Below are 20,263 nucleotides of genomic sequence, written 5' to 3'. Positions count from 1 at the left end.
GGGACCGGGCAGGTCATTCGGCGAGCTTTCCGTCGGTCGAGACCTCCTCCATCAGCGCGGAAATCTCGTCCGGGATGCCAGGAATGGTTTCGCGGGTGATGCCCGTCGTCGGGGACCACACGAGATTGACCTTCAGGGCGGGATCCTGTTCGGGGTAGTCGCTGCGGTTGTGGCAGCCACGCGTCTCGCGACGTTCCAGAGCCGTCTCGAGGGTGGCCCGGGCCGCCAGGGCGGCGGATTTGAGATCAAAGGTGTGCGCGAGGTCCTGGAAGCCGGCGATGTCCGGGTGGACGCCGATGTCCTCCATCCGCTTCTCGATCGCCGCGAGCTCCGCCAGTCCGGCGCGCAGGCCCTCTTCGTCGCGTACGACTCCCGCATGCTCGGTCATGGTGTTGCGGATGGCGCGCTGCAGGGCACGGACGTTCTCCGGCCCGTCAGCGGCGAGAAGGTCGTCGATCTCCGCGCGGGCCTGTGCGATGGCGGACGCCGATCGCGACTGGCCGGTGAGCGACTGGGAGTAGGCGGCGGCTGCCTGGCCCGTGATGCGGCCGAAGACCAGCAGCTCGATGAGACTGTTCCCGCCGAGGCGATTGGCGCCGTGCAGGCCGCTGGACGCCTCACCGATGGCGTACAGGCCGCGCACGTCGGTGCTGTGGTCCTCGGGGCGTACCCATACCCCGCCCATCGAGTAGTGCGCGGTGGGCGCGATCTCGATCGGATCGCGGGTGATGTCCAGCATCTGCAGGTCCAGAAGCGTCTGGTAGACCCGGGGCAGCCGCGTCATGATCGTCTGCCGGGGCAGATGGGAGACGTCGAGCCACACGCCGCCCTTGGGCGTGCCGCGCCCTTCCTTGATCTCCGTGTAGGAGGCCAGGGCCACGCGGTCGCGGGTGGACAACTCCATGCGCGCAGGGTCGTAGCGGTTCATGAACCGTTCCCCGAGCGCGTTGCGCAGGATCCCGCCCTCACCCCGGGCGGCCTCGCTGACCAGCGTTCCGGCCGCGTTCTCCGGCTCGATGATCCCGGAGGGATGGAACTGCACCAGCTCGGCGTCGCGCAGACGGGCCCCGGCCTCCACCGCCAGGCGGAAGGAATCGCCCGTGTTCTCGTCGCGCCGCGAGGAGGTACGCCGCCAGATACGCGTGTGGCCGCCCGCGGCAAGAATGACCGCGTCCGCGTGGATCAAATAACGCTTCCCGCTCGCGAGGTCGAACCCGTAGGCGCCGAAGACAGCGCCGTCGTGGACCAGAAGCCGGGTGATGTAGACACCGTCGAGCACCGGAACGTTCAGCTGCTCCGTCCGCCGGATCAGCGTGCGCTGGATCTCCAGACCGGTGTAGTCACCGGCAAACGCGGTCCGCCGGAACTTGTGCGCGCCGAAGAAGCGCTGGGAGATCCGCCCGTCCTCTTCCCTGGCGAAGGCCATGCCATAGCGGTCCAGGTCGTCGATGCCCCGAGCGGCGCCCTGGGTGACGATCTCCACGGTGCGGGGATCGGCCAGCAGATAGCTCTCCTTGAGCGTGTCGGCGGCGTGCTGCTGCCAGCTGTCCTCGGGATCCATGGTGGCCAGGGCCGCGTTGATTCCGCCGGCGGCGAGCGCGGTATGGGCGTCCTCCTTGGGACGCTTGCCGACCGCCAGGACGTCGACGCCGGCCTCGGCCAGCTCGATCGCCGCTCGCAGCCCGGCTCCTCCGGTGCCGATCACCAGCACCATGGTGGAAATACGTTGTTCGGTGTTAGCCACGGTTTACTCCGATCGCCAAGGTTGTCACTGACTACGACCGGGCCGCCGAAGTATCTGTGACACGCTCGGCGCCATCGGGGTTGTCACGGCAGTACGCGGTCCACAGGCACGTCCGAGTCGCATCGAAGGGGTCGCCCATCAGAACGTGCGGCGGCTGTCACAGCACCGTGGGTCCCTTGGTCATATCTCCAGCCAGAAAACGGTACGCCGCAAGTCGGCCGAGCGCTGATCAGCTCCGTCGGACGAAAGAGGAGAAGATGACCTACGTCATTGCGGAGCCCTGCGTCGACGTCAAGGACAGGGCCTGCCTCGCCGAATGCCCCGTGGACTGCATCTACGAGGGCAACCGGACGCTGTACATCAACCCCGCGGAGTGCGTGGACTGCCCTGCCTGCGAGCCGGTCTGCCCGGTCGAGGTGATCTTCTACGAGGAGGACGTCCCGCAGCACTGGGCGCGGTACACAACCATCAACGCCGAGTACTTCGACAGGGCCTCCACGCGGCAGGGCGAACCCCTGGTCGTCGATGGCGATCACCGTCTGGTCGTTCGGCTGCCACCGCAGAGTTCGCACAAGAAGGACATCGCCCTCTTCAGCGTTCGCAAGGAAGAGGCCGCCGACGCCGACCTGTGGTTTCCCTCCTGACGAGCCGCCCGTCCCGCTCCGGTGACCGCCTGTAGTCGCTGGGAAGGCAGCGTGACGGTGGTCGGCGTTCCCTGCTCGCGTGGGGCACAGCGAGTCTGCCTTGTCGTGCGATCGCCGAGTTGCCTCAGCTGTCCAGCGAGGCCACGTAGGGTGCCAGTTTCGCCGGATTCAGGACCCACATGATGCGTTCGATGCCTCGCTCCGACACATCGACGGACAGCAGAGCCACGCTGTTTCCATCGGCTGAGACAAGAACGGCCGGCCTGCCGTTGGCCTCCACCCAGCGAACGTCCCTCTGGGGCCAGAAACGTGGGGCGAAGGCGGCGAGGTACTTGGAGACATGAGAACGTCCGACGACCGGAATCCTGGATGCTCCGCGGATCCCTCCGCCGTCGCTGTAGCTGACCACGTCCGCGGTGAGAACGTCCTCGAGGACCGACAGATTGCCGGTCTGCGCCGCGGAGAGGAACACCTCCAGCAGCCGCCGGTGAGCGGCAGGACTCACGGGCTCCCTGCGTTCCGCCGCCAGACGTTTCCGGGCGCGGCTCACCAGCTGGCGCGTATTGGCTTCGCTCGTCTCCAGGATGTCCGCGATCCGCTTGTACGGGTAGTCGAAGGCCTCTCGCAGCACGTAGGCAGCCCGTTCCACAGGGTTCAGTCTCTCCATGAGGTGAAGAACCGCCAGGTCGAGCGCCTCCGCTCGTTCCGCACCCAACTGCGGATCCACGCGTGTGTCGACCGGCTCCGGCAGCCATGGCCCGACGTACGACTCACGTCGCTTCGGTGCCGACTGGGCCAGGTTGATCGCCAGACGGGAAGTGACCGTGGCCAGAAACGCGGTCGGCTCCGAGATGTCGGCACGGTTGGTGTTCTGCCAGCGCAGCCACGCGTCCTGGACGATGTCCTCGGCTTCCACGACACTCCCGAGCACGCGGTACGCGATGCCGAAGAGGTGGGGACGCGCCTCCATGAATTCCCTCGTTGCCTGGTCGAGAGAGTCTGCGTCATCCCGGGCGCGCATCAATGTCCTCCAGAAGTGCAGCACCATGCTACAAGGCGCCGGAGCGGTGCGCGCCTCCTCTGGAGGATCTTGAGCGATGCGAGAGTGGCTGCCGACCTCGGGCGATGGTCACGGCTGTCGTGCGCATCGGCGCCCGAGCCGCACTGCCAGGACAGCGGGATCGGCCTGCTCGGGCAGCGTGGCGAAGCCGTCCGCGCCCCGAGCTCCGCCCCGTAGAAGGGGGCGTGTGCATCGGCGATCACCTCACGCATGTCCCCCCGCGCCGCCGCGTTGGACCCGATGTTGTGACACCGCTCGACAACCTTCGTCCGCCGAGCGGTCCTCCCGAGGGTCGGATACGGTCTCTCATGTCACAGATCCAACTCCGCCGCACCGCCACTCGGCCGGGCAAAGCTCATCCTCGAACTGGTCGATGAGGAGGAACTGGAGAAGCGGGCCCACCTGCGGGCCCCGCGACCCACCGACTGACCTGCCGCCTGCTCGCACAGGCCGGTTCGGAACGGAGCCCGTGGGCTTCGTAGGAGGGCGCGATCCGGCATGAGCGCCACTGATGTCGTGTGCTGCATGCTGACAGCGCTGTTCACGGCCGGGGCCGTTCACGCGCTGCGGTGTGGCCTGCTTGCGCGGGGTTCCGGTTGGCGCAGCCGAGGCGACCACCTTTTGCACTCCGTCATGGCCCTGGCGATGGCGGTGATGCCGTGGAACGGGGGCGGCATGCTGCCGGAGGCGCAGACGACCTTCTTCGCAGCCGCCGCACTGTGGTTCCCGCTGACCGCCGTCAGCCGTCACCGGCAGTTCGAACTGACCGATGTCACGCGGAGGTTGCCGTACGCGGCAGGCATGGCCGCAATGGCCTGGATGACGCGCCTCGGCCACTCCACGGGGTCGATGGCCGGCGACGTGGTCACCGGAGTGCTGGCGCTGTACCTCCTCGCGTGCGCTCTGCGGTCATTGACCCGGGACATGCCCATGCTGTGCAGAGCTTCGGGCACCGCGGACAGCTCCACCAGCATCCGGGCGCCGTACACCCACTTCTGGCACGGATCGATGGCCCTGGGCACGGTCATCATGCTGCTCATGCACCACTGACCACCGTGTGACCATCTGACAGCAACGTGTGCCACGGCGGGCGGAACGGTGCCAATGTGCCACGGTCAGACACGCTCAGCGGCTGAACAATGCGAAGACGACGGCCGGTTTCCCGCCGAACCGCGCACTGTGCGCACCGGTGCTGTCCATCAGGAAGCGGCGCGTGTACGTGGGGTTCGGGGAGTTGGCGACGGCGACCCATCGCACGCCGTTCCAGGGCCGTGGCTCCTGCTCACAGACACCCGCACCCCAGGTCGCATGGTGGTTCAGTGTGGTGGTTCAGTGTGATCAGCAACTCGGGCCGGTGACGGCCGATGGCAGCGGCGATGTCGCGGCGCAGGGAGATGCCTTACTCGATGGTGCCGTCCCGGTGGTCGAGGAACTCCACTGCGCAGACCCCGACGGCCGCGGCACTCGAACGCTGCTCGCTTTCCCTCAGTGGTCCGGCCTCGGCCGGTGCCAGGGTGTCGATGCCCGCCTCGCCGCGGGTGGCCAGGACGTAGGCCGTCTCACGGCCGTCCTGGCTCCAGGACGCGACAGCGGCCGAGCACCCGTACTCGAGATCGGACGAGCTCGCGACGTTGACGATGGAACCCGAGGAGTCGCACAGGCGGGTGGTGGCGGGCCGTCTCCGCGCCGCGGGTCGGGGGCGCGCGGAGAGGGACTGTGCGGGCCGGGGCGAGCCCGCGGCGGTTGGATATGTCTTCCGGGGAGCGGCGCCGGGGGAGGGTGTGTGCTTCCGTACGCCGTGTGACGTGGGGCTCCGCGCCCTCACGGCACCGTCGCGGGCGCCCGCACACTGCTGTTCATGGAACTGCATCGTTATCGGTTCACAAGCGTGTGGGACTTCACTCGTCCTCCGGACGAGGTGTTCGCGGTGCTGCGGGTGGTCGACGACTGGCCCCTGTGGTGGCCCGGAGTGCGGCGGGTGCGCCGTGTCGATGAGCAGTCGGGGGCGTTCCTGTTGCGCTCGCTGCTGCCGTTCGACCTCGACCTCACCATCACCGGCGCGTTCGAGGACACGGAGTCGAGGGTGTTGCGAGGGGAGGTCGGCGGGGACCTGGAGGGTGTGTCGGGGTGGATCGTGCGCCCGCATGGGACCGGCAGCCGGGCGGTCCTCGAGCAGGACATGGTGGCGCGCAAGGCACTCATCCGCCGGCTCGAGGTGCCTTTTCGCCCGCTGTTCCGCGCCAACCACTATCTCCTGACGTACCGGGGACACCGTGGTCTGAAGGCATGGCTGGACGGCGGTCACGAGGCTCACAGCGCACGCGAGGACGACCGGCGGTCGGGTACCCGTTCCCAGTGAGACCCTCGGCTCACCCGGAACGGGTACCAGCGCGTTGCGCCGACGCGGACGTCGGGAACTCGGTGTGAACGGAACTGTCAGCCCCGGTCCAGGATCGCCGTGAGGGCCTCCCGCAGTGCCGTCTCGGGGCTCGCCGACGGGCCCTCGGAGCGCCAGGCGACGAATCCGTCGGGGCGGACCAGCACCGCTCCGTCCTCGGTGACGCCGTGCACCTCCGCCCAGTCCGTGTCGCTCGCGGGAGAAAGCTCCGCGTCGGCGCCGCTGCCGATCCGGTACGCGTCGAGCGGGACGGACAGCTTCTGGGCGACTTCCTTCGCCGCGCTGTGCCACTTGTCCGACGAGGTCAGGAACACCATGGACCGCTCGTACAGGTCGAGGGTGGAGACCCGGGTGCCGGCGCGGTTCAGCCACATGTGCGGTGCCCGGCTGCCGGGCTCGCCGGTCAGGCGCAGGCCGTCGGGGACGATCGGCGCCGACTGGTCGGCACCGAGGACCGCGCCGCGCGGATAGCGGTAGGCCAGCGCCACGTTGAGGATGCCGCCCTTCTTGCCGCCGGGACCGGCGGCTCCCGGAGCGGGGATGTACCCGGGGTGGCTGTGCTCGACCGAACGCGACGAGGCGCGGGCGCTGGTCGCCTCCGCGACCGGGCGGCGCTCGGCGTCGTAGGACTTCAGCAGTCCGGGGCCCGCCCAACCGCCCAGCACCGCGGCCAGTTTCCAGGCGAGGTTGTGCCCGTCCTGGATTCCGGTGTTGGAGCCGAACGCACCGGTGGGGGACATCTCGTGGGCCGAGTCGCCGGCCAGGAACACCCTGCCGTCCGAGTAGCGCTCGGCGACCCGCTCGGCGGCGTGCCAGGCGGCCCTGCCGGTGATCCGCACATCGAGATCGGCCACGCCCACGGCGCGTCGGATGTGGTCCGCGCACCGCTCGTCGGTGAACTCCTCCAGGGTTTCGCCGTGTTCGGGGTGCCAGGGCGCGTGGAAGACCCAGTGCTCCTCGTTGTCGACCGGCAGGAGCGCCCCGTCGGCCTCCGGGTTGGTCAGATAGCAGACGATGAAGCGTCGGTCGCCGACGACGTCCGCGAGGCCCCGGGAGGTGAACGTGACGCTCACGTTGTGGAACAGGTCGCCCGGTCCGCTCTGCCCGATGGCGAGCCGCTCGCGGATCGGGCTGCGCGGGCCGTCCGCCGCGACCAGGTAGTCCGCGCGGACGGTGCTGTGCTCGCCCGTCTCCCGGCTCTTGAGCTGCGCGGTGATCCCGTGCGCGTCCTGTTCGAACGACAGCATCTCGGTGGAGAAACGCAGGTCTCCGCCCAGCTCCCGGGCGCTCTTCAGGAGCACCGGCTCCAGGTCGTTCTGGCTGCACAGGCACCACGCGCCGGGGCTGAAGCGGGCGAGCCCGCCGCCCGGGTCGATCTCCTTGAACAGCCACTCACCGGCGTCGCCCACCAGCGTCGGCGTCTGCATGATGCCGTGGTTCTCCGCCAGAACCGAAGCGGCCTCCTCGATGCGTCGCTGCACCCCGGCCACCCGGAACAGCTCCATCGTGCGCACGTTGTTGCCGCGCCCACGCGGATGGATCGAGGTGCCCGAATGGCGTTCGACCAGCAGGTGCGGCACACCGAGCCGGCCCAGGAACAGCGAGGTGGACAGGCCCACCAGGGAGCCGCCGACGATGAGGACCGGCGTGTGCTGACCGACCTCGCCGGCCTCTTTCAATCGGTTCATTGATTGCCTCCAGCGTCACCCGCGAGGTGAGTCAGGGATGGGATGCCAGCCGCTTTGAACGGCCATCAGTTTCCATGCCCTGTGCGGAGAGGATCGCGCGCTCCGGGCACCCGGATGGCACACAGTTCACTCGTCCGCACCGGCGGGCTCGCGCGCCTCGGGGGGCGCGTCAACGATCGGCACATGGCGACCCCGGCCTTTGGGACACGGCGGTCGTTCCTGACCTTCCGTGAAGAAGAGAAGAGGTGTGCCGGATGACTACTTCGGGACGTATATCGCAATCGGCCTTCGACGGCTCCAGGCTTCGGGTGATCCTGCTGCTCGACCTGTACGAAGGTGCTCAGGAACAGTTCCTCGACGCGTACGAGCACATGCGCAATCAGGTCGCGTCCGTTCCCGGACACATCAGCGACCAGCTCTGCCAGTCGATCGAGAACCCCTCGCAGTGGCTCATCACCAGCGAATGGGAGAGCGCCCCGCCCTTCCTCGCCTGGGTGAACAGCGAGGAGCACGTCGAGACGGTCCGGCCGATGCACAACTGCGTCCGGGACACCCGCTCGATGCGCTACAGCATCCTTCGGGAGACCAGCCCCGCCCAGCCGCACGGCCAGAAGTCGGCCAAGGCGGGTATGCAGGTCGAGGCCCGGGTGGGCGAAGGTGTGGCACGCCATGCCCTCACTTTCACGGTCAAGCCGGGTACCGAGTCGAAGGTCGCGGAGATCCTCGCCGGATACGAGTCCCCCCAGGCCCAGGTCGACGACACCACGCGGCTGCGGCGCACCTCCCTCTTCATGCACGGCAACCGTGTCGTGCGTGCGGTGGAGGTGGAGGGCGACCTCATGGCGGCACTGCGTCACGTCGCCCGTCAGCCCGAGGTACGGGCGGTCGAGGAGGCCATCAACCCGTACCTGGAGCAGGACCGGGACCTGAGGGACCCCGACTCGGCACGGGTCTTCTTCACCCGGGCCGCGCTCCCTGCCGTGCACCACGTGGTGTCCGGCGGCAAGGCACCCGCGGACCTGCGCCGCCACGCGCTCTACTACCCGGCCAAGCACGGCTGCGGTATGGAGCTGGCCAGGTTGCTCGCCCACCAGGACGAGGCCGCGGCGGAGGACCCGAAGAGCCCGGTGTACGGGAGCACGGTCTTCCAGCGGGACGACATCGTGGTGCGTCTCATCGACGTGACGGGCGAGCTGGACGCGGACCCCGTCGCCGCGCTCGGAGTCAAGGGTGCGAAGAAGGCCGCGGAGTTGGAGCGTCTCCTCGACGGTGCCGCGATCGGCGTCGAGGGCTCCCTGGAGACGGAACGCAACATCAACCGCCTCCTGTCGCACGTCGACATGATGCCCGTCACCGACCGCTCGGCGGATTCCTGACAGAGGGCCGCGGCTCCGTCCGCGGCCCTCCCTCCCCGGACGTCACTGCCCCACCCGGAGGTATCAAGCATGTTCAAGAAGCATCCACGCATCGTGGACCTGAGCGAGACGGAACCCAACCGCAGGCGCGGAGGCGACATCCGGGCCATGCTCACGCCCGCCACTGCGGGGTCCACCAGCGGCTTCATGGGCCTGGCCCTCATCCAGCCCGGCGAGCGCATCGGTGAGCACTACCACCCGTACTCCGAGGAGTTCGTGTACGTCGTCAACGGCGCCCTCGAAGTGGACCTGGACGGCGACAGTTTCGCCCTGCGGCCCGATCAGGGTCTGCTGATCCCGATCAACATGCGGCACCGCTTCCGCAACGTCGGCGACACGGAAGCCCGCATGGTCTTCCACCTGGGCCCGCTCGCTCCGCGTCCGAGCCTCGGCCACGTCGACACGGAGGTGACCGACGACACCGCGCCCGGCCCCGAGTTCGCCACCGCCGGGGCGGACCTGTCCGCGCCGGACCACGGACAGCCGTCCGAGCGAAGTGAGGCCATAAAGTGACCCGGCGGGTGGCCGTCACCGGTATCGGTGTGGTCGCTCCGGGCGGCACCGGGGCGACGGCGTTCTGGGACCTCCTGTCCAACGGCCGCACCGCGACCCGCGGCATCTCGCTGTTCGACCCGGTGGGCCTGCGTTCCCGCATAGCCGCCGAATGCGACTTCGACCCGCTCGCGCACGGCCTCGACCCGGAGCTGAGTGAGCACGCCGACCGGTACATCCAGTTCGCCGTGGTCGCGGCCAGGGAAGCCGTCCGCGACTCCGGACTCGACACCGGCAAGGAGGACTCCTGGCGGGTCGCGGTCTCCCTGGGCAGCGCCGTCGGCGGCACCACCCGCCTGGAACACGACTACGTCCAGGTCAGCGAACGGGGCCGGCGGTGGGACGTGGACCACCGCGCGGCCGACCCGCAGCTGCAGCTGGCGTTCTCGCCCAGCACGCTGGCCTCGGTCGTCGCCGAGGAGTTCGGTGCCCAGGGACCGGTGCAGACCGTCTCCACCGGCTGCACCTCCGGACTCGACGCGGTCGGCTACGCCTTCCACACCATCGAGGAGGGCCGGGCGGACGTCTGCATAGCCGGGGCGTCGGACTCTCCGATATCCCCGATCACGATGGCCTGCTTCGACGCCATCAAGGCCACCTCACCCGACAACGACGACCCCGAGCACGCCTCCCGGCCCTTCGACGTCCACCGCAACGGCTTCGTGATGGGCGAGGGCGGCGCGGTACTGGTCCTGGAGGAGTACGAGCACGCCCGAGCCCGCGGCGCGCACATCTACTGCGAGATAAGCGGCTACGCCACCTACGGCAACGCCTACCACATGACCGGTCTGACCAGCGAGGGGCTGGAGATGGCCCGGGCGATCGACACCACGCTCGACCAGGCGCGCCTCGACCCCACCCTGATCGACTACGTCAACGCGCACGGCTCGGGCACCCGACAGAACGACCGGCACGAGACCGCCGCGGTCAAGCGGTCCCTGGGCGAGCACGCCTACAAGACGCCCATGAGCTCCATCAAGTCCATGGTGGGGCACTCGCTGGGCGCGATCGGCGCGATAGAGGTCGTCGCCTGCGTCCTCGCCCTGAAGCACCAAGTGGTGCCGCCCACGGCGAACTACGAAACTCCCGACCCCGAGTGCGACCTGGACTACGTGCCGCGCACCGCACGCCCGCGGAAGCTGAACAACGTGCTCTCCGTGGGCAGCGGATTCGGCGGATTCCAGTCCGCGGTGCTCCTGACCGGGCCGGGTGGGAGGACCCGATGAGCACACAGCGCACTCAGCACCCCCGGCGCGCGGCCATCACCGGCATCGGTGTGATCGCGCCCAACGGACTGCGCGCCGACGCGTACTGGAAGTCCGTCAGAGAAGGCCTCGTCGTCCTGGACCGGATCACCCGCGAGGGATGCGAGCACCTGCCGCTCCGTATCGCGGGCGAGGTCCGGGCCTTCGACGCCGCGGCCCTCATCGAGGAGCGGTTCCTCGTCCAGACGGACCGCTTCAGCCACTTCGCGATGGCAGCGACCGTGCTCGCCCTCGACGACGCCGGCCTCGGCCACGGTGACCCCGCGGACCCGTACGACATCGGCGTGATCACCGCCGCCGGATCAGGTGGCGGCGAGTTCGGACAGCGGGAGCTCCAGAAGCTGTGGGGCCAGGGATCCCGGTACGTGGGCCCGTACCAGTCCATCGCCTGGTTCTACGCCGCCAGCACCGGCCAGATCTCCATCCGGGGCGGCTTCAAGGGACCGTGTGGAGTGGTCGCCAGCGACGAGGCGGGCGGCCTGGACTCCATCGCGCTCGCCGCCCGGGGTGTACGGCGCGGCACCGGCGCGGTGGTCGTCGGATCCGCGGAGGCACCCCTCGCCCCGTACTCGATGGTGTGCCAGCTCGGATACCCCGAGATCAGCACCGCCGAGGATCCTGGTCAGGCCTATCGGCCCTTCACCGCGGGAGCGTGCGGCTTCGCTCCCGCGGAGGGGGGAGCCATGCTCGTCGTGGAGGACGAGACCCGCGCCCGTGAGCGCGGGGCGGCCGTCCGGGCCACCGTGGCCGGACATGGGGCCACGTTCACCGGAGCCTCCCGCTGGGAGCGGTCCAGAGAGGGTCTCGCCCACGCGATCCGTGGCGCCCTCGACGAGGCCGGCTGCGCTCCGGAGGAGATCGACGTCGTGTTCGCCGACGCCCTGGGCGTTTTGGAGGCGGACCGTGCCGAAGCCCTGGCCATCGCCGACGTCCTCGGCAAGCACGGCACCCGGGTCCCCGTCACGGCGCCCAAGTCGGGCATCGGGCGGGCCTACTGCGGGGCACCCGTGCTGGACACCGCGGCCGCGGTGCTCGCCATGGAGAACGGTCAGGTACCCCCCACCCCCAACGTGTTCGACATCTGCCACGACCTCGACCTGGTGATGTCGAGCGCTCGCCCCGCCGAGCTGCACACGGCCCTGGTCCTCAGCAGGGGACTGATGGGCTCCAACGCGGCGCTGGTAGTGCGCCGCGGCGGCGACTCCGCCCGATAGGACCGGGCGGGAAGGAGAACAGATCCATGATCACCACGGAAGTGACCCTCATCGAACTGGCCTCGCTGATGAAGAAGGCGGCCGGAGTCTCCGTCGACCCCGAGGACCTCGAGAAGTCGTCCGACTCCCCGTTCGGCACCCTCGGCCTCGACTCCCTCGGCCTGCTCGGCATCGTCGGTGAGCTGGAGAACCGGTACAGCCAGCCGCTGCCGCCCGACGCCGAGCGCTGCAAGACCCCCCGTGAGTTCCTCGACCTCGTCAACAACACCCTCAAGTCTGGAGCCTGAAAGTGGCAGGACACACCGAGAACAGCATCACCATCGACGCCCCTCTCGACCTCGTCTGGGACATGACCAACGACATCGAGAACTGGCCGCAGCTCTTCAGCGAGTACGCGTCGCTGGAGGTGCTCTCCCGCGACGGCGACACGACGAAGTTCCGCCTGACCATGCACCCGGACGAGAACGGCAAGGTCTGGAGCTGGGTCTCGGAGCGGACCGTGGACCGTGTCAGGCGGACGGTCCGCGCCCGCCGCGTCGAGACGGGCCCCTTCGACCACATGAACATCCGGTGGGAGTACGAGGAGACCCCCGAGGGCACCCACATGCACTGGGTGCAGGACTTCGCGATGAAGCCCGAGGCCCCGGTCGACGACGCCTGGATGACGGACAACATCAACCGCAACTCCCGCGTCCAGATGGAGCTCATCCGGGACCGGATCGAGAAGGCCGCCCGCGACCGTCAGAACGCGCCGATGCCCGGCTGACCGCCGGAGCTCAGGAAGGACATCCGATGCACCACGCCCTCATCGTCGCGCGCATGGCGCCCGACTCGGCCCCGGCGATCGCCGATGTGTTCGCCGCCTCCGACCGCGGTGAACTCCCGCACCTGATCGGCGTCAAGCGCCGCAGCCTCTTCCAGTTCGGTGATGTGTACATGCACCTCATCGAAGCCGACAAGGACCCGGCGCCCGCCATCGCGAAGGTGGTCGGGCACCCCGAGTTCCGGAGCGTCAGCGAGCAGCTGTCGGCGTACGTCAGCGCGTACGACCCGCAGACGTGGCGCAGCCCCAAGGACGCCATGGCCCAGTGCTTCTACCGCTGGGAGCGGGACGCCGTCTCCTGAGGCGAAGACCCGGACACAACCCGAGGCCGCCGACCCCGCGATGGACGCGGAGCCGGCGGCCTCGGGTTTTCCCGGTGCGCGGGGAAGGCCGGATCAGCTGGGGATCGTGCACTCGAAGGCGTGCAGATACGCGTTGACCGGCCGGAACTCGTCGATGACGAGCCCCGCGTCCGTCAGCCGGTCGACCATGCTCTGCCGGGTGTGCTTCGCACCACCGACATTGAGGAGCAGGAGCAGGTCCATGGCCGTGGTGAACCGCATCGACGGGGTGTCGTCCACGAGGTTCTCGATGACGACGACGCGGGCACCGGGCCGCGCCGCCTTGTGGATGTTGGCCAGCGCCCTGCGGGTGCTGTCGTCGTCCCACTCCAGGATGTTCTTGATGATGTACAGGTCCGCCTGGACCGGGATGTCCTCACGGCAGTCCCCGGCCACGACGCGCACCCGCTCGGCCAGCGAACCGCCGCCGCGCAGCCGGGGATCGGCGTTCTCCACCACTCCCGGCAGGTCGAGCAGCGTGCCGTGCATCCCGGGGTGCTTCTCCAGGAGGCTGACCAGGACCTGGCCCTGACCGCCGCCGATGTCCGCGACCGAGGACACGCCGCGCAGATCGAGAAGGTTCGCCACGTCCCGCGCCGACTGCTCGCTGGACGTCGTCATGGCCCGGTTGAACACGTACGCCGACTCCGGGGCCTCTTCGTTGAGGTAGTCGAAGAACTCCCGCTCGTACACGTCCTCGAAGACGTTCCGGCCGGAGCGCACCGCCTCGTCGAGCTTCGGCCAGACGTTCCACGTCCACGGCTCGGTGCACCACAGGGCGATGTAGCGGAGGCTGTGCGGGTCGTCCTCGCGCAGCAGCCGGGACATCTCCGTGTGCGCGAAGGTGCCGTCCGGGAGTTCGGTGAAGACCCCCTGGCAGGACAGCGCGCGCAGCAGCCGCCGCAGGGTCCTCGGCTGGGCCTTCACCGTCGCCGCCAGGTCCTCCACGCGCAGGGGCGTGTCGCCCAGGGCGTCCGCCACGCCGAGGCGCGCGGCCGCGCGTACGGCGGCGGCGCACGCCGCTCCGAAGGCGAGCTCCCGCAGCCGCATGGACGGCGGCGGGGGAGCCGGATCGACCGTGGTCGGGGGAGCCGGATCAACAGTGGTCATGGTGGTGCCTCGCTTCTGGGGTCGTGCTGGTGGGGGAGGGGGAGGGGTCAGCACAGTCCGGCGGGCTCGGAGTGTGCGCAGGTGTTGCCGTGGAAGGTGTTGCCCTTGCCCTTGACACGGTCGCGGTTGGCGAGGTCGGCCTTGCCGTTGCGCTGCACGACGTTGTCGCGGATCTCGTTGCGCTCGTTGATCGCGCCCACGAAGCTCTTGTAGAGCACGATGCCGCCGGACAGCGGGGAGGTGCCCACGTTGTCCTCGACCCTGTTCTCCGCCACCAGTGTCTTCTCGGCGCCGGTGAGGACGATGCCGGAGCCTTGCAGGAAGGGCAGACGGGGGGTCTTGGGGCAGTACTTGTTGTTGGCGTGGACGTAGTTGCGGACCACGCTCAGTGCTCCGACGCGCGGCTTGTTCTCGTCGCCCACGACGAACACCGCGGCGCAGTTGCCGGTGGCCTCGTTGTGATCGACGGTCAGGTTCCGCAGCCGCCGGACCGTGACGCCGATCCGGTTGCCGGCCAGACGGTTGTGACTGACGACCGTCCCCAGGGTGTCCCGGGCGCCCTCCTCGGTGCTGACCGTGTTGGACAGGAACAGTCCGGCGTCGCCGTTGTTCTGGGCGAGGTTGTTGCGGAACACCCCGCGGACGGAGCGCTCCTGGGCGATGCCCCACTGGCCGTTCTTCTCGGCGACCACTCCCTGGACCGTCAGCCGGTCGGTGCCCGACGCCCACAGCCCCTGCTTCTTGAAGCCTCTGAGGGTCAGTGACCTGACGGTGACGCCCTTGACGCGCTTGCTGTCCGTTCCGGTGACACAGATGCCGTTGCCGGCCTTGGCGCAGCTGCCGGCGGAGGCCTTGCCCGGCACGATGACGGTGGAACGGGCACCGGAGCCGCGCAGCGTCAGGTTGGCCACCGTGACGCGGACGCTCTCGTGGTAGGTGCCGGGGGAGAGGACGACGGTGTCGCCCGGGTGTGCGGAATTCACGGCCTTCTGGATCGACTCGCCGGGGTGGACCCAGTGCACCGAACGGTGGTCGGCGGACGGGGCGGCACCGAGCACCGACGCTGTGACGGCCGCGGTGCAGGCGAGGTAGGCCATTTGTCGTTTCGTCATAGGCCGAAGCTAAAAGCGGGTGTTCCGGCCCGCCACCGCTGATCACCCAGGTGGACCGCCGATGTCACCTGCCTGCGCGCGTAAGGGTGAGCCGTCGGAGGCAGCGGCGTCGGCGGACACACGACCGCCCCGGCCGGAGAACCCGGCCGGGGCGGTGCGGTGGTGACGCGTGGGCGTCGACGGTGTGTCAGGCGAGGGTCGCGAGCGTCGCGTTCCAGGTGGCCGAGGGGCGCATGACGGTCGCGGCCTTGGCCGGGTCGGGCTGGTAGTAGCCGCCGATGTCGGCGGGCTTGCCCTGGACCGCGAGCAGCTCGTCGACGATCGTGCGCTCCTGCGCGGTCAGCGTCTCGGCGAGCGGGGCGAACGCCTTGGCGAGGTCCGCGTCGTCGGTCTGCTTGGCCAATTCCTGCGCCCAGTACAGGCCCAGGTAGAAGTGGCTGCCGCGGTTGTCGATGCCGCCGACGCGACGGGTCGGCGACTTGTCCTCGTTGAGGAAGGTCGCCGTCGCGCGGTCGAGGGTGTCGGCGAGCACCTGGGCGCGCGCGTTGCCCGTGCTCTGCGCGAGGTGCTCGAAGCTGGCCGCGAGGGCGAAGAACTCGCCCAGGCTGTCCCAGCGCAGGTAGTTCTCCTTGACCAGCTGCTGGACGTGCTTCGGGGCGGAGCCGCCGGCACCCGTCTCGAAGAGGCCGCCGCCCGCCATCAGCGGAACCACCGAGAGCATCTTGGCGCTGGTGCCCAGCTCCAGGATCGGGAACAGGTCGGTCAGGTAGTCACGCAGGACGTTGCCGGTGACCGAGATGGTGTTCAGGCCCTTGCGGATGCGCTCCAGGGAGAACTTCGTCGCCTCGACCGGGGACAGGATCTTGATCTCCAGGCCCTCGGTGTCGTGCTCCGGCAGGTACGCGTTGACCTTCTCGATCAGCTGGGTGTCGTGGGCGCGGGTCTCGTCCAGCCAGAACACCGCCGGGTCGCCGGTGGCGCGGGCGCGGGTGACGGCCAGCTTCACCCAGTCCTTGATCGGGTCGTCCTTGGTCTGGCAGGCGCGGAAGATGTCGCCCGCGCCGACGGCCTGCTCCAGGACCACGTTGCCGGCCTGGTCGACGAGGCGGACCGTGCCGGTGGTGGGGATCTCGAAGGTCTTGTCGTGGCTGCCGTACTCCTCGGCCTTCTGGGCCATCAGACCGACGTTCGGCACCGAGCCCATGGTGGACGGGTCGAAGGCGCCGTGGGCGCGGCAGTCGTCGATGACGACCTGGTAGACGCCGGAGTAGCTGCTGTCCGGGAGGACGGCGAGGGTGTCGGCCTCCTGGCCGTCCGGGCCCCACATGTGGCCGGAGGTGCGGATCATCGCCGGCATGGAGGCGTCGACGATCACGTCGGAGGGGACGTGCAGGTTGGTGATGCCCTTGTCCGAGTCGACCATCGCGAGGGCCGGGCCCTCGGCGAGCTCGGCGTCGAAGGACGCCTTGATCTCGGCGCCCCCGGGCAGCGCCTCCAGGCCCTTGAAGATGCCGCCCAGACCGTCGTTCGGGGTCAGACCGGCGGTGGCGAACGTCTCGCCGTACTTCGCGAACGTCTTGGGGAAGAAGGCGCGCACGACGTGGCCGAAGACGATCGGGTCGGAGACCTTCATCATCGTGGCCTTGAGGTGCACGGAGAACAGCACGTCCTCGGCCTTGGCACGGGCGATCTGCGCCGTGAGGAACTCGCGCAGCGGCGCGACGTGCATGACGGACGCGTCGACGACCTCGCCCGCGAGGACGGGTACGGACTCGCGCAGCACGGTGGTGGAGCCGTCGTCGCCCGCCAGCTCGATGCGCAGCGAGCCCGCCTCGGAGATCACCGTGGACTTCTCGGTGGAGCGGAAGTCGTCGGCACCCATGGTGGCGACGTTGGTCTTGGACTCGGGGGTCCAGGCGCCCATGCGGTGCGGGTGGGTCTTGGCGTAGTTCTTGACCGACGCGGGGGCGCGGCGGTCGGAGTTGCCCTCGCGCAGGACCGGGTTCACGGCGGAGCCCTTGACCTTGTCGTAACGGGCGCGGATGTCGCGCTCCTCGTCCGACTTCGGGTCGTCCGGGTAGGCCGGGAGGGCGTAGCCCTGCTCCTGGAGCTCGGCGACCGCGGCCTTCAGCTGCGGGATCGAGGCCGAGACGTTCGGCAGCTTGATGATGTTGGCCTCGGGCGTCTTGGCCAGGTCACCGAGCTCGGCGAGGGCGTCGGGAACGCGCTGACCCTCCTCGAGGAACTCGGGGAAGAGCGCGAGGATGCGCCCGGCCAGCGAGATGTCACGGGTCTCCACAGTGACACCCGCCTGCGAGGCGTACGCCTGGACCACCGGCAGGAACGAATACGTCGCCAGGGCCGGGGCCTCGTCAGTGTGCGTGTAAATGATGGTCGAGTCAGTCACCGGGTGCTCCGCTCCACGTCTGCAACATTGCTCGACATCAAGATATCTCGTGAGCGACCCCGACTCGACAGGGGTCCGCCCGCCATCGCCGTGAACAAGAAGTGGCGCGCCGCCGGCACCCGCCCTCGACGCCCTCCCAGGCCCCCACGGGCCGCGCCGGCCGACGCCACCGCGACCCGCACATGGCCGAAAAGTTGCGGGTCGCCCCGGCGCGCCCACCGCCGGAGCACGCCCGGGTGACTGTCCATGTCGAGTACGCCACCGAGTGTCACCGGGGTGGGGCTTGCCCTCGGCCGGCTCTACCTTCCCGATGTGGCCTCGCGCTGGTGCGGTATGCCCGCCTCCAGCAGCTCGGCCCCGCCCGGCTGCAGCGCCACCGTGCGCGTGGGCGCCGGAATCCGGATGCCCTCGTCCCGGTAGCGCTTGTGCAGGCGCTTGATGAACTCGTGCTTGATCCGGTACTGGTCGCTGAACTCCCCGACGCCCAGGATGACGCTGAAGCTGATCCGGGAGTCGCCGAAGGTGTGGAAGCGGACGGCGGGCTCGTGGTCCGGGACGGCGCCGGTGATCTCGGTCATCGTCTCGGTGACGACCTCGGTGGTCACGCGCTCGACGTGCTCCAGGTCGCTGTCGTAGCCGACGCCGACCTGGACGATGAGGGTCATCTGCTGCTCGGGGCGGTTGAAGTTGGTCATGTTGGTGCCCGCGAGCTGGTTGTTGGGGATGATGACCAGGTTGTTGGAGAGCTGACGGACCGTCGTGTTGCGCCAGTTGATGTCGACGACGTAGCCCTCCTCGCCGCTGCTGAGGCGGATGTAGTCGCCGGGCTGGACGGTCTTCGAGGCGAGGATGTGGACGCCCGCGAAGAGGTTGGCGAGGGTGTCCTGAAGGGCGAGCGCCACCGCGAGACCGCCCACACCCAGGGCCGTGAGCAGCGGAGCTATGGAGATGCCCAGCGTCTGCAGCATGACGAGGAAGCCCATCGCCAGCACCACGACCCGGGTGATGTTGACGAAGATGGTGGCCGAACCCGCGACACCCGAGCGGGACTGGGCCAGCGACCGGACGAGACCGGTGATGACCCGGGCCGCGGTCAGGGTCGCGACGAAGATGAGGACGACGGTCAGGACCTTGTTGACGTTGCGTCCGACCGGAGCCGTCAGCGGAAGCACCGCGCCCGCCGCCGAGACACCCGCGGCGATCGCTCCCCAGGGGACGAGCGTGCGCAGCGCGTCGACGATGAAGTCGTCACCGCTCCACCGGGTGCGCGAGGCGTGCTTGCCGAGCCAGCGCAGCAGTATGCGCAGCAGGAACGCGGCCAGCAGACCCGCCACCACGGGAATCCCGGCCATCATCAGGTCGTCCAGTGTGAGGGAGTGTTTCACCGGCCGCCTCCCGTGTGACGGAGGGGAAGGCCCGCGGGCCGGATGTGCTGTGTCGTCACTTGCCACCTGCTCGAATCCGGGAATGCACGATCACGCCCGGACGCGTGTGCGTCGTCCGGGGCGACCTCTCATCCTGCCGTACTCGCGGGTACGTCCGTTACCGGGCCCACACGGTTCCGGCACACCTGCCGACCACGCCTGTCGACATCCCCGCCCACCACACCTGTCGGTCCGTCACCAGGGTCTCGGCCGGGGCCGATCCGGTCGAGACCGACTCGATCGAGTCGAGGAGCCGCGATACGGCACAGGCCCCGGCCCACTACCTCGACGTGAACGAGCCGTGCCGCCCGGCGCCCGACGCGAAGCGCGCGGCACCCTCCATGCCCTCGGCCAACACGTCCATGCCGTAACGGAGTTCGACGCGCAGGGCCGCCTCCTCGACCAGGCCTTCCTGGTCGAGGACCGACGCGCGGTCGCTGCGCAGGCAGGACTGGGGGAAGTCGGCGATGGCCGCGGCGAGTTCCTCGGCCTCGGCCCGGGCGCGGCCGGTCGGGACGAGCCGGTTGGCGAGGCCCATCTCGTACGCCTCGGCGGCCGGGACCGCGCGGCCGGTGAGGATCATGTCCATCGCACGGCTTGCGCCGATGAGCCGGGGGAGCCTTATGGTGCCGCCATCGATGAGCGGGACGCCCCAGCGGCGGCAGAAGACGCCGAAGACGGCGTCCTGCTCGGCGACCCGCAGATCGCACCAGAGCGCCAGTTCCAGGCCGCCCGCCACGGCGTGCCCCGCGACCGCCGCGATGACCGGCTTGGACAGCCGCAGCCGGGTGGGACCCATCGGCCCGTCACCGTCCTCCGCGACGCTGTTGCCGTACTCGGTGCCGATCGCCTTGAGGTCCGCGCCGGCGCAGAACGTGCCGCCCTCGCCCCAGAGCACCGCCACCCGGGCCGTCTCGTCCGCCTCGAACTCCCGGAAGGCGTCGGCGAGTTCGGCGGCGGTCGGCCCGTCCACGGCATTGCGGGCGGCGGGGCGGGAGAGGACGACCGTGGTGACGTGCCCCTGGCGTTCGATCCGGACCGACATCGTGCTGTCCCCTTCTCCCGG

The 20,263-nt window shown here is 69.4% G+C and carries 18 protein-coding genes and 1 pseudogene; 10 read left to right on the top strand and 9 right to left on the bottom strand.

The window, feature by feature from the left end:
• Window positions 1-13: 13 nt before the first annotated feature.
• The gene (locus tag ACIRA5_RS48120; RefSeq protein WP_403703553.1) at window positions 14-1,714 is read right to left on the bottom strand and encodes an L-aspartate oxidase; all 1,701 of its coding nucleotides are present in this window, start codon (window positions 1,712-1,714) and stop codon (window positions 14-16) included.
• 287 nt (window positions 1,715-2,001) lie between these two features.
• On the opposite strand from ACIRA5_RS48120, the gene fdxA reads away from it, so the two are divergent.
• Window positions 2,002-2,388 carry a ferredoxin gene (fdxA, locus tag ACIRA5_RS48115; RefSeq protein ID WP_403703382.1) on the top strand — a complete coding sequence of 129 codons (387 nt, stop codon included), beginning with the start codon at window positions 2,002-2,004 and terminating at the stop codon, window positions 2,386-2,388.
• A gap of 124 nt (window positions 2,389-2,512) precedes the next feature.
• On the opposite strand, the gene ACIRA5_RS48110 is transcribed toward fdxA, so the two are convergent.
• Window positions 2,513-3,409 carry an RNA polymerase sigma-70 factor gene (locus ACIRA5_RS48110; protein ID WP_403703379.1) on the bottom strand — a complete coding sequence of 299 codons (897 nt, stop codon included), beginning with the start codon at window positions 3,407-3,409 and terminating at the stop codon, window positions 2,513-2,515.
• A gap of 537 nt (window positions 3,410-3,946) precedes the next feature.
• Here ACIRA5_RS48110 and ACIRA5_RS48105 point away from each other — a divergent pair.
• Window positions 3,947-4,498: a DUF5134 domain-containing protein gene (locus ACIRA5_RS48105; protein ID WP_403703376.1), complete on the top strand. Its 552-nt coding sequence runs from the start codon at window positions 3,947-3,949 to the stop codon at window positions 4,496-4,498.
• A gap of 75 nt (window positions 4,499-4,573) precedes the next feature.
• Here ACIRA5_RS48105 and ACIRA5_RS48100 read toward each other — a convergent pair.
• A pseudogene (locus tag ACIRA5_RS48100) lies at window positions 4,574-5,108 on the bottom strand (PIG-L deacetylase family protein).
• A gap of 198 nt (window positions 5,109-5,306) precedes the next feature.
• On the opposite strand from ACIRA5_RS48100, the gene ACIRA5_RS48095 reads away from it, so the two are divergent.
• On the top strand, window positions 5,307-5,807 hold the full coding sequence (locus tag ACIRA5_RS48095) for an SRPBCC family protein (protein ID WP_403703373.1): 501 nt from the start codon (window positions 5,307-5,309) through the stop codon (window positions 5,805-5,807).
• Between the two features lie 77 nt (window positions 5,808-5,884).
• On the opposite strand, the gene ACIRA5_RS48090 is transcribed toward ACIRA5_RS48095, so the two are convergent.
• Window positions 5,885-7,534: an FAD-dependent oxidoreductase gene (locus tag ACIRA5_RS48090; protein WP_403703370.1), complete on the bottom strand. Its 1,650-nt coding sequence runs from the start codon at window positions 7,532-7,534 to the stop codon at window positions 5,885-5,887.
• 254 nt (window positions 7,535-7,788) lie between these two features.
• Between ACIRA5_RS48090 and ACIRA5_RS48085 the strand changes: the two genes are divergently transcribed.
• The 7 genes from ACIRA5_RS48085 (at window position 7,789) to ACIRA5_RS48055 (ending at window position 13,105) form a co-directional block, all read left to right on the top strand.
• Window positions 7,789-8,910: a SchA/CurD-like domain-containing protein gene (locus ACIRA5_RS48085; protein ID WP_403703367.1), complete on the top strand. Its 1,122-nt coding sequence runs from the start codon at window positions 7,789-7,791 to the stop codon at window positions 8,908-8,910.
• 69 nt (window positions 8,911-8,979) lie between these two features.
• Window positions 8,980-9,462 (top strand): cupin domain-containing protein, encoded by a 483-nt coding sequence (locus tag ACIRA5_RS48080; RefSeq protein ID WP_352049951.1) that lies wholly within the window; start codon window positions 8,980-8,982, stop codon window positions 9,460-9,462.
• Window positions 9,459-10,727 (top strand): beta-ketoacyl-[acyl-carrier-protein] synthase family protein, encoded by a 1,269-nt coding sequence (locus ACIRA5_RS48075; protein WP_403703364.1) that lies wholly within the window; start codon window positions 9,459-9,461, stop codon window positions 10,725-10,727. The genes ACIRA5_RS48080 and ACIRA5_RS48075 overlap by 4 nt, the downstream gene beginning before the upstream one ends.
• Window positions 10,724-11,980 carry a ketosynthase chain-length factor gene (locus ACIRA5_RS48070; protein WP_403703361.1) on the top strand — a complete coding sequence of 419 codons (1,257 nt, stop codon included), beginning with the start codon at window positions 10,724-10,726 and terminating at the stop codon, window positions 11,978-11,980. Before ACIRA5_RS48075 ends, ACIRA5_RS48070 begins: the two co-directional genes overlap by 4 nt.
• Window positions 11,981-12,006: 26 nt before the next feature.
• The gene (locus ACIRA5_RS48065; RefSeq protein WP_403703358.1) at window positions 12,007-12,267 is read left to right on the top strand and encodes a phosphopantetheine-binding protein; all 261 of its coding nucleotides are present in this window, start codon (window positions 12,007-12,009) and stop codon (window positions 12,265-12,267) included.
• 2 nt (window positions 12,268-12,269) lie between these two features.
• Entirely contained in the window at window positions 12,270-12,746 is a 477-nt protein-coding gene (locus ACIRA5_RS48060; protein WP_352049947.1) for an SRPBCC family protein, read from the top strand.
• 26 nt (window positions 12,747-12,772) lie between these two features.
• Window positions 12,773-13,105, top strand: a complete 333-nt coding sequence (locus ACIRA5_RS48055; protein ID WP_054232638.1) for a TcmI family type II polyketide cyclase — start codon at window positions 12,773-12,775, stop codon at window positions 13,103-13,105.
• A 93-nt stretch (window positions 13,106-13,198) separates the two neighbouring features.
• Here ACIRA5_RS48055 and ACIRA5_RS48050 read toward each other — a convergent pair whose 3' ends face one another.
• From ACIRA5_RS48050 to ACIRA5_RS48030, 5 genes are all read right to left on the bottom strand, one after another.
• Window positions 13,199-14,254 (bottom strand): methyltransferase, encoded by a 1,056-nt coding sequence (locus ACIRA5_RS48050; RefSeq protein WP_403703353.1) that lies wholly within the window; start codon window positions 14,252-14,254, stop codon window positions 13,199-13,201.
• A gap of 47 nt (window positions 14,255-14,301) precedes the next feature.
• Complete coding sequence (locus tag ACIRA5_RS48045; RefSeq protein WP_403703350.1) at window positions 14,302-15,366, bottom strand: nitrous oxide reductase family maturation protein NosD; 1,065 nt, start codon at window positions 15,364-15,366, stop codon at window positions 14,302-14,304.
• 187 nt (window positions 15,367-15,553) lie between these two features.
• Window positions 15,554-17,773, bottom strand: a complete 2,220-nt coding sequence (locus ACIRA5_RS48040; protein WP_403703347.1) for an NADP-dependent isocitrate dehydrogenase — start codon at window positions 17,771-17,773, stop codon at window positions 15,554-15,556.
• A 299-nt stretch (window positions 17,774-18,072) separates the two neighbouring features.
• Window positions 18,073-19,158, bottom strand: a complete 1,086-nt coding sequence (locus ACIRA5_RS48035) for a mechanosensitive ion channel family protein (RefSeq protein ID WP_403703344.1) — start codon at window positions 19,156-19,158, stop codon at window positions 18,073-18,075.
• Between the two features lie 319 nt (window positions 19,159-19,477).
• Complete coding sequence (locus ACIRA5_RS48030; RefSeq protein ID WP_403703341.1) at window positions 19,478-20,242, bottom strand: crotonase/enoyl-CoA hydratase family protein; 765 nt, start codon at window positions 20,240-20,242, stop codon at window positions 19,478-19,480.
• Between the last annotated feature and the right edge of the window lie 21 nt (window positions 20,243-20,263).

This window comes from Streptomyces sp. NPDC096311 (genome assembly GCF_044763085.1).
In the GTDB taxonomy this organism is placed as follows: Bacteria; Actinomycetota; Actinomycetes; order Streptomycetales; family Streptomycetaceae; genus Streptomyces.
This window is presented reverse-complemented; position numbering and strand designations above follow the sequence as displayed.